We start from the raw sequence: 8,571 nt of genomic DNA on the forward strand, positions 1-8,571 counted from the left end.
GACGGAAGAAGCCCCTCGCGCGAGCGGGGGGCTTCTTCGTGTTCCGGGCCGGGCGGTTCAGACGCCGGCGGTGATCCGTACGGTCCAGGAGCCGGACGGGGTGCGGTCGGCGACCTCGACGCGGGTGCGGTCGCCGGGCACCGTGAAGGTCTCGCCCTCCTGGAGCGGTGCGTCCGCGAGCGGCGGGTAGACGGACCGGTCCCGGCAGGAGGCGGTGTCCGGGTGGGCGTCGACGACCTCGACCGGGCCGCTGCCCGACGCCGTCTCGCTGCGGATCCGGTAGATCAGGATCCCCTCGGAACAGGTGTCCCGGTCGTTGCCGGTGGCGCCGCGGGCCTCGATGGCCAGGGCGCTGCCCTCGCCGGTCCGGACGACGGCGAGCCGGGTGCCGATCGATCCGCCGGGCACGGGAGCGGCGGCCATCGGCTCCAGGGTGAGGTCGGCCGAGCCCTGGACGCAGACGACCTGACGCCCTTCGAGCCAGCCGAGCTTCCACTTGTGCCAGCCGAACAGGTCCGGGGCGAGACCGAACTGGCTGCCCATGACGTCCCAGTCGCCGACGTAGGTGTCCCAGTCGCCCTTGCCGTCCACGGGCCGGTGGTAGAGGTCGGCGAGGTCGAAGACGTGGCCGGTCTCGTGGGCGAGGACGTTGCGGTCGGGTGGGTGCTGTTCGAAGAGCGTGACGACGCGGCGGATGTCCGTGCCGTCGGCACGCAGCGGCCGTTCGAAGTTGACGACCTTGGTGGCGTCCGAGTCGACGCCGGGGGCGTCCGGGTCGGCCACGAGGTAGACGACGTCGTAGGCGGAGAAGTCGACCGCCGGATCGGCGGCGGCGATGGCGTCGCGCAGATAGGCGGTGCGCCGCCCGGGGTCCCAGTCGCGCTCTATGCCGTACCAGAAGGAGTCGTGCGGCATCCGCGTCCAGGCCCGCTGCGGGTGGGCGCGCAGGGTGAAGCGGCCGTAGCTGGCGCGCTCGAAGAAGCGGCTGGTCGAGGGGAAGTAGTCGGCGGTCAGGACCTCGGGGTCGAGCGTGGGCTCGGAGTCCGGGAAGGACAGGAAGACCATGACCGCGTCGAGGCCCCGGTCGGGGCGCGGGTAGGACGCGTTCCAGTCGTCCAGGCCCAGCGAGTGGTGCGCCGCCGTCCGGGGCAGGGCGCACGGCGTGGCGTCGCCGGTGGCGGCCACGGCGGGACCCGCGACGAGAGACGTGGCGGCGAGCGCCAGGAGGGAGGTCGCGGCGGCTGCCAGACTGCGCAGTCCCGGCCGCTCCACTCCCCCCGGTCCGCGACTGCACGGCACATCGACCTCCGGGTGGGGAGACGCGGGGCATCTCGACCACCCTGTGCCGGTTCACGGCCGTACGCCCTGTTGTGCTGCCCCACACGGGTCAGCCGCCGACAACGCCCCCCACGACTTCACGCAACGTCACCATCGATCATTCTTCGCACCCGACGCAGCAGGATTGCGCAGAACCGATCAGGATCGGGCAAACCAGGCCGACGTCGACGGGGCGGCCACGCGGCCCCGGAGTGGCGCGCGAGGGGCGGCGAGCTGGAACGGCCGACGCGCCACCCTCTATGCTTCACCACGCTTTCCCGCGTGGACCGGCCCCTTCACGGAGTCGCCACCCGGTGACCTGTCCGACCCCACCTGTTCACGACAATCTTCACAGCGGGAGCGAGCGGTGAGCGGAACCTCCGAAGGGCCGAGGGCTCCGACGGGCACGTCCCCGGGCGCCCTGCCCTCCACGGTCACGGAGCGTCACAGGATGTCATCGCCGGAGACGGGCCGGGGCGCGGCGGAGACGGCCGACCGGAGCGGGGCGGACCGCAGCGCGGCGGACGTGGCGGCGGAGCTGCGCGACCACCGGGCCGCCTTCAACGCCGCGACGCTCCCCATGGCCGTGGTCGACGGCCGGGGACGCGTCCTGCGGGCCAACGACGCGCTCGGCGGACTCCTGGGCGCGCCGCCCGCCGCGCTGGTCGAGCGGCAGGCGAGCGAGCTGGTCGACCTGGCCGCCGACGACCGGACCTGGCAGGCGTACCGCGAGGTGCTGCACGGCCTCCGCTCCCGCTTCCGCTGCACCCGCCGCCTCAAGCATCCCGACGGGCGCTCCCTGTGGGCCGAGGTCTCCGTCGTACCGATGACCGCCGCCTCGGCCGCCGAGCCGCGCCGGGTGCTCCTCTCGGTCGCCGACGTCAGCGACCGGCGCGAGCTCCAGGACCGGCTGCGCCACCTCCAGATGCACGATCCGGTGACCCGGCTGCCCAACCGGACGCTGTTCTTCGAACGGCTCTCCGCCGCCCTGGAGTGCCCGCCCTACCAGGACGACTCGATGCCGGCACGGCACGGCCGGATCGGACTCTGCTACCTGGATCTGGACGGTTTCCAGGCGGTCAACGACACCCTGGGCCACCGCGTCGGCGACCGGCTGCTGGCCGCCGTCGCCGGACGGCTCGGCGACTGCGCCGAGCAGGACGCCACCCGCAACCCGGGCGGCAGCCGGCTGGTGGCCCGTCTCGGCGGCGACGAGTTCGCGATCCTGGTCGAGGACTCGGCCGGTACGCAGGCCCTGACGGAGCTGGCCCGCGCCGTCCTGGCGGCGCTCCAGATGCCGTTCGACCTCGCCGGACGGCGGCTTTCGGTCTCCGCGTCGATCGGCGTGGTCGAGCGGCCGGTGGCGGGCACCTCGCCCACCGGGCTGATGCAGGCCGCCGACACCACGCTGTACTGGGCCAAGGCGGACGGCAAGGCACGCTGGACGCTCTTCGACCCGGAGCGCAACGCCCACCGGATGACCCGGCAGGCCCTCTCCTCGACGCTCCGGCCCGCCGTGGAGCGCGGCGAGTTCACGCTGGAGTACCAGCCGCTGGTCGGCATGGCGGACGGCGTGGTGCGCGGGGTGGAGGCGCTGGTGCGCTGGAACCATCCGCAGTTCGGGACGCTCGCGCCCAACCGGTTCGTCCAGATCGCCGAGGAGGACGGCTCGATCGTGCAGCTCGGCCGGTGGGTGCTGGGCACCGCCTGCCGCCAGGCACGGCGCTGGCAGCTGGACCACCCGGACGAGCCGGCGCTGTTCATCAGCGTCAACGTGGCCGTACGGCAGGTGTGGGACTCCGACCTGGTGGCCGACGTGGCGCGGATCCTGGCGGAGACGGGGCTGGCCCCGGGCCTGCTCCAGCTGGAGCTGACCGAGTCGGCGGTGATGGGCTCGGCGGGCCGGCCGCTGCGCGCGCTCCAGGCGCTGAGCGACATGGGCGTGCGCATCGCCATCGACGACTTCGGGACGGGCTACTCCAACCTCGCCTATCTGAGCCGGCTGCCCGTCTCCGTGCTCAAGCTGGACGGCGCGTTCGTACGGGGCTTCCGCTACGACGACGGCACGCACCCGAGCCCCGCCGACGAGACGATCGTGGAGGCGATGGTGCAGCTGGCGCACCGCCTGGGCCTGACCGTCACCGCGGAGTGCGTGGAGACGGCCGGGCAGGCGGAGCGGCTGCGCCGGATCGGCTGCGACACCGGTCAGGGCTGGCTGTACTCCCGGGCCGTGGCCCCGGAGCGGATCGCGGACCTGATCACCGCCCGCCCGGCCCGGGACTGAGAACCGGAGCCGGGCGCAGGGCACGCACTCCCGGTACCGGAGCCGGGCGCAGGGCACGCACTCCCGGTACCGGAGCCGGGCCCGAGAGGTCGGGAACCGGAGCCGGGAGGAGAGGGCGGGATCGGGGCGGACGTCAGGCCGAGGGCAGACCGTACGCGTCGGCGATCAGCTCGTAGCCGCGCAGCCGCGCCTCGCCGCCGTGGGCGGTGGCAGTGATCATCAGCTCGTCGGCGCCGGTGCGCTCGGCGAGGTCGTCGAGGCCGGTGCGGACCTCGTCGGCGGTGCCGTGGACCACGTTGGCGAGCCAACCGTCGACGAACTCCTGCTCCATCGGGCTGTAGGCGTACGCCGCCGCCTCCTCCGGGCTAGGGACGAGTCCCGGGCGGCCGGTGCGGAGCCGGAGCATCGACAGCGCGCCGGTCAGGACCTGGCGGCGGGCCTCGCGTTCGTCGTCGGCGGCCAGCGCCGAGACGCCGATCAGCGCGTAGGGCGCGTCCAGCACGGCGGACGGCCGGAAGGAGTTCCGGTACAGGTCGAGCGCCGGGACGGTGTTCTGCGCGGAGAAGTGGTGCGCGAAGGCGAACGGCAGGCCGAGCGTGCCGGCCAGCCGGGCGCTGAACCCGGAGGAGCCGAGCAGCCAGACGGGCGGGCGGTGCGCGGACTGCACCCCGCCGGGCGCGGTCGCCTGGACCGGGCCGGGTACGGCGTGGATCCGGGCGTAGGGGTGGCCGTCGGGGAAGTCGTCGTCCAGGAAGCGGATGAGTTCGGCGAGCTGCTGCGGGAAGTCGTCGGCCCCTTCGTTGAGCCGGTCCGAGCGGCGCAGGGCGGCGGCGGTCGCCCCGTCGGTGCCGGGCGCCCGGCCCAGGCCCAGGTCGACCCGGCCCGGGGCCAACGCCTCCAGCGTGCCGAACTGCTCGGCGATCACGAGCGGGGCGTGGTTGGGCAGCATCACCCCGCCGGAACCGAGCCGGATGCGCTCGGTGTGCGCGGCGAGGTGGGCCAGGATCACCGCCGGGGAGGACGAGGCGACCCCGGGCATCGAGTGGTGCTCGGCGACCCAGAAGCGGTGGAAGCCGCGGCGCTCGGCAAGACGGGCGATGTCCACGCTGGTGCGCAGCGCGTCGCTCGCCGTCCGCCCCTGCCCCACCGTCACCAGGTCGAGCACCGACAGCGGCACGCCCGCCGTCCCGGCCCTGGTGCCGCGGATCCCGTCGCCGGCCGTCTCGTCCCCGGCTGTCCCATGCCCGGCCGTCTCCCCGGCCATCCCGTCGCCTCGGATCTCGTCCACGTGTCGGCCTCTCCCGGTGGTGCTCGTCGTACGTATCGGTATCGGAGGCGAACAACAGGAGGATGGCTCCGCTTATTCCTGACCGAGGTCGCGGGCGCGGCGTGCGAGGTCCCGGCCCGGAGCTCAGGCCGGGCTCCGGGGTTCAGGCCGGGCTCCGGGGTTCAGGCCGGGCTCCGGTCCGGGTCCCCTCCCCCGCGCCTACTCCCGCACCTCGATGCCCTTGGGCTCCAGCGCCCCCAGCACCGGCTCGCGGGTGGCGAAGAGCGTGCCCAGCGTCGGCGCCCAGACCCTGCGGTCGGTCAGCCGCAGCCCCTCGCGGACCGTCACCTGGTTCGCGGTGAGGACCGGCTTGCCGAGCGCCTCCTCCAGCTCCGGGAGGTACGCGGCGGTGTGCAGGGCCGTGTCCGGCAGCAGCACCACCTCGGCGTCCGGGTGGTCGGCCGCCAGGGCCAGGGCCTTGACCTGCTCCAGCTCCCAGCCGGCGACCTCACGGGCCGTGGCGACGCCGCCGCCCGCCGTCGGGATGCCGCCCGCCGTCGGGATGCCCCCGGTCGCCGGGGCGACGCCCCCGACACCGCCGCCCGCCGCGGCGACCGTCTCGATCCCCGCCGAGGCCAGGAACGCGGCGAAGAGGCCGGCCACGTCCTCGGGCCAGGCCGCCGCGACGGCGACCCGGCGGGCGCCCAGCTCCCGTACCGCGTGGGCGAAGCCGAAGGAGGTGCTGGACGCGGGCAGGCCCGCCGTCCGGGCGAGCGCGGCGATCTGCTCCTGCGCCCCGTCCCAGCCGTGCACGAAGCTGCCGCCGGTGCTCGCCCAGACCAGCGCCTCCGCGCCCGCCAGGCGGAGCTCGTCCACGCCCTCGGCCAGCCGGTCCGGCGCGCCCAGCGCCCGCAGCGCGTCGACGTCCCGCGCGTCCTCGTCGGTGTCCGTGTGGAACAGCGGCAGCCTGATGTCCGTGTCGAGCATGATCTCGATCCGCGGGAAGTCGTCCTCCGCGAAGTGGCCCGGGTAGAGAAGTCCTACGGTCGTCATGTCCACCCTTCCTTTTCCCGTCCGGTGCCGGAGGCCGGCCGGGCGGCTCGCCGGGCGACGGGTTCACGGCGAGCGCCCTTCCGCAGTGCCGGCCTGCGGCCGAGGTGTCGCGCTCCGCGCCGGCGGCCCGGACGGCCGGCGGACGGCGTGTCCGCCGCACCGGGCGGCAGCCGCTCGCGTCCCGTCCGCCGCTCCCGGGCGGGCCGGGCGCGGGCACGGGAACACGCGACCGCTCACTGCTGCCCCTGCCTCTGCCAAGTATTCCTCCGGACGGGCCGGAGCGGCGGTCGGGCGCGGTCCGGGAGCCGCGGCTCCCCCGGCCCCCGCGCTCCCGGCCCTCGCGCTCCCGGCCCCCGCTTCCCCGGCCCCCGGTGCCCGCGCCCGGGTAGGGTCGGGCTCAGCACGGCCGGAGCAGCGCGCACGCGCGTGCGCGCAGGCCGTGGCGCGGCAGACGGCCCTTCGACGACACGGCCCAGTGGGGTGACGACGCACCGATGCCCGGACCCGTCCTTCTCGTCCTCGACGCCGACCCGCCGCCGCGCCTCGGTCGGCTGACCGGCCGAGTGCGCGTCCAGCACACCGGCGAACGCGGTCTGGCGGACCTGCTCCCCCACGCGGACGTGCTGCTGGTGTGGGACTTCGGCTCCGACGCCGTCCGCGGGGCCTGGCCGTCCGACGGACCGGGGCCGCGCTGGGTGCACTGCGCGAGCGCCGGGGTGGACCGGCTGCTCTTCCCGGCTCTACGGGCCTCCGGCACCGTGCTGACCAACGCGCGGGGCGTCTTCGAGCGCCCGGTCGCGGAGTACGTGGCCGGTCTGGTGCTGGCCCTCGCCAAGGACCTGCCGGGGACCCTGGAGCTCCAGCGGCGGCGGCGCTGGGTCCACCGGGACGGGCAGCGGGTGGCCGGATCGCGGGCGGTGGTGGTCGGCGCGGGCCCGATCGGACGGGAGATCACCCGGCTGCTGCACGGCCTGGGCGTCCAGGTGGCGCTGGTCGGGCGGACCGCCCGGCGCACCATTCACGGGATCGCCGACCTGGACCGGCTGGCGGCGCGGGCGGACTGGGTGATCGGCGCGGCTCCGCTGACGGAGTCGACGCGGGCCCTGTTCGACAGCCGTTTCTTCGGGCTGCTCCAGCCCTCGGCGCGGTTCATCAACGTGGGGCGCGGGCCGCAGGTGGTGGAGAGCGCGCTGGCGGACGCGCTGGAGCGGCGGTGGATCGCGGGCGCGGCGCTGGACGTGTTCGCGAAGGAGCCGCTGAGCCCCGACAGCCCGCTGTGGGACGCGCCGGGGCTGCTGATCTCGCCGCACATGAGCGGCGACACCGTGGGCTGGCGCGATCGGCTGGGCGAGCAGTTCGTGGACATGTACGAGAGGTGGGCGGCCGGCGAGCCGCTGCCCAACGTGGTCGACAAGGAACGCGGTTACGTGCCGTCGAGCGACGTCCCGGGCGGCCCGGAAGGGAGTTGATCCGGCCGTCGAGCCGCACACCCGGCCGTAACGGCCGGTCGGCGCTGCGGCGACCACGTGGCGCCGGACCGGATCGACTTCACGGTCGCCGAAGGTCCTGATGTTCGACGCGGGTCGGGCCGCCGAGTCCGGAACCCCGGGGAGAACCTCCTCCGATCCGACCTGCGAACGTACGCCCGAATTCCTCAACACGGCTCTGTGACCTCGGAGTTGAGGTAACGGCTACGCCTCTGGCATATGCCATGCGGATGCGTCCCTGTTGACAGCGCCGGGACCTCCCGCCGGCTTGTCAACTGCCGCCCCGAAAGCACCGCCCGGCGGCTATCGTGGGGCGAAAGCTTGCGGTCACAACCTGGTAGAGGGGGAACCGTGGCGCTGAAGCCCGAGCCGACCGCACCGTTCCACTCGGTGCAGTACGCGCTGCGCGTGCTCGAAGCGGTCTCCAGGCACGGCGGCGGGGTGACCGAGGCCCGGATCGCGCGGGAGACGGGCCTCCCGGTCGGCCACCTCGCGTCCCTGCTCCTCACGCTGCGCCGCGAGGGGTACGTCGAGCAGGTCAGCGACGGAGCGTACGTGACAGGGGCCTCTCTGCTGCTGCTCGGCTCCGGGGCGGCCCGCCGCCAGGCGCTGGAGGACCGGCTCCAGAACACCCTCGCCCAGCTCCGCGACTCGGTCGGCGCCGCCGTCTACCTCAGCCGGTACGTCGACGGCGAGGTCAGCGTGACCCAGGTCGCCGACGGCCCGCTCACCCCGGCCGTCAACGAGTGGGTGGACTTCCGCTCCTCCGCCCACGCCAGCGCGATCGGCAAGTGCCTGCTGGCCCAGCTCGACCACGACGGGCGGCGCGACCACATCTCGCGCCACCGGGCGGCCCGGCTCACCTCGCGGACGATCACCGACGAGAAGGTGCTCTTCTCGAAGCTCGACGCCCACCCGGCCACCGTCCCGGTCCTCGACCTCCAGGAGTACGCGGTGGGCACGGTCTGCGCGGCCGTCCCGCTGACGGCCGGGGCCTCCGCCGGATGCCTCGCCCTGTCGCTGCCGATCCAGGACGCGCACCGGCTGCGGGAGGCCGCCGACACGCTGAACCGCCGGGCCGCTCCGCTGATGCTGTCGCTGGCGCTGTGAGGCCGCGCGGAGGCCGGTCATCACCACCCCCGGGGACCAGGTATTATTTTCGA

6 protein-coding genes and 1 pseudogene are annotated in these 8,571 nt (G+C 74.6%); 4 read left to right on the plus strand and 3 right to left on the minus strand.

Annotation, left to right across the window (positions count from 1 at the left end):
• Positions 1 to 57: 57 nt before the first annotated feature.
• On the minus strand, positions 58 to 1,299 hold the full coding sequence (locus EES43_RS09790) for a M6 family metalloprotease domain-containing protein (RefSeq protein ID WP_124268377.1): 1,242 nt from the start codon (positions 1,297 to 1,299) through the stop codon (positions 58 to 60).
• A gap of 385 nt (positions 1,300 to 1,684) precedes the next feature.
• Here EES43_RS09790 and EES43_RS09795 point away from each other — a divergent pair, with 385 nt between their 5' ends.
• Positions 1,685 to 3,601, plus strand: a complete 1,917-nt coding sequence (locus EES43_RS09795; protein ID WP_124268378.1) for a putative bifunctional diguanylate cyclase/phosphodiesterase — start codon at positions 1,685 to 1,687, stop codon at positions 3,599 to 3,601.
• A gap of 133 nt (positions 3,602 to 3,734) precedes the next feature.
• Here EES43_RS09795 and EES43_RS09805 read toward each other — a convergent pair whose 3' ends face one another.
• Both EES43_RS09805 and EES43_RS09810 read right to left on the minus strand, forming a co-directional pair.
• Positions 3,735 to 4,865, minus strand: a complete 1,131-nt coding sequence (locus EES43_RS09805) for an LLM class flavin-dependent oxidoreductase (protein WP_124271873.1) — start codon at positions 4,863 to 4,865, stop codon at positions 3,735 to 3,737.
• Between the two features lie 222 nt (positions 4,866 to 5,087).
• Positions 5,088 to 5,921 (minus strand): maleate cis-trans isomerase family protein, encoded by an 834-nt coding sequence (locus EES43_RS09810; RefSeq protein ID WP_124268379.1) that lies wholly within the window; start codon positions 5,919 to 5,921, stop codon positions 5,088 to 5,090.
• Between the two features lie 494 nt (positions 5,922 to 6,415).
• Between EES43_RS09810 and EES43_RS09815 the strand changes: the two genes are divergently transcribed.
• From EES43_RS09815 to EES43_RS09820, 3 genes and pseudogenes are all read left to right on the plus strand, one after another.
• Positions 6,416 to 7,390, plus strand: coding sequence for a D-2-hydroxyacid dehydrogenase (locus tag EES43_RS09815; protein ID WP_124268380.1), 975 nt, complete (start codon positions 6,416 to 6,418; stop codon positions 7,388 to 7,390).
• An 85-nt stretch (positions 7,391 to 7,475) separates the two neighbouring features.
• A pseudogene (locus tag EES43_RS31240) lies at positions 7,476 to 7,592 on the plus strand (L-cystine ABC transporter ATP-binding protein YecC); the annotation flags it as partial.
• 167 nt (positions 7,593 to 7,759) lie between these two features.
• Positions 7,760 to 8,518: an IclR family transcriptional regulator gene (locus EES43_RS09820; protein WP_124268381.1), complete on the plus strand. Its 759-nt coding sequence runs from the start codon at positions 7,760 to 7,762 to the stop codon at positions 8,516 to 8,518.
• The last annotated feature ends 53 nt before the right edge of the window (positions 8,519 to 8,571 follow it).

The sequence above is a fragment of the Streptomyces sp. ADI96-02 genome (assembly GCF_003846185.1).
Classification (GTDB): Bacteria; Actinomycetota; Actinomycetes; order Streptomycetales; family Streptomycetaceae; genus Streptomyces.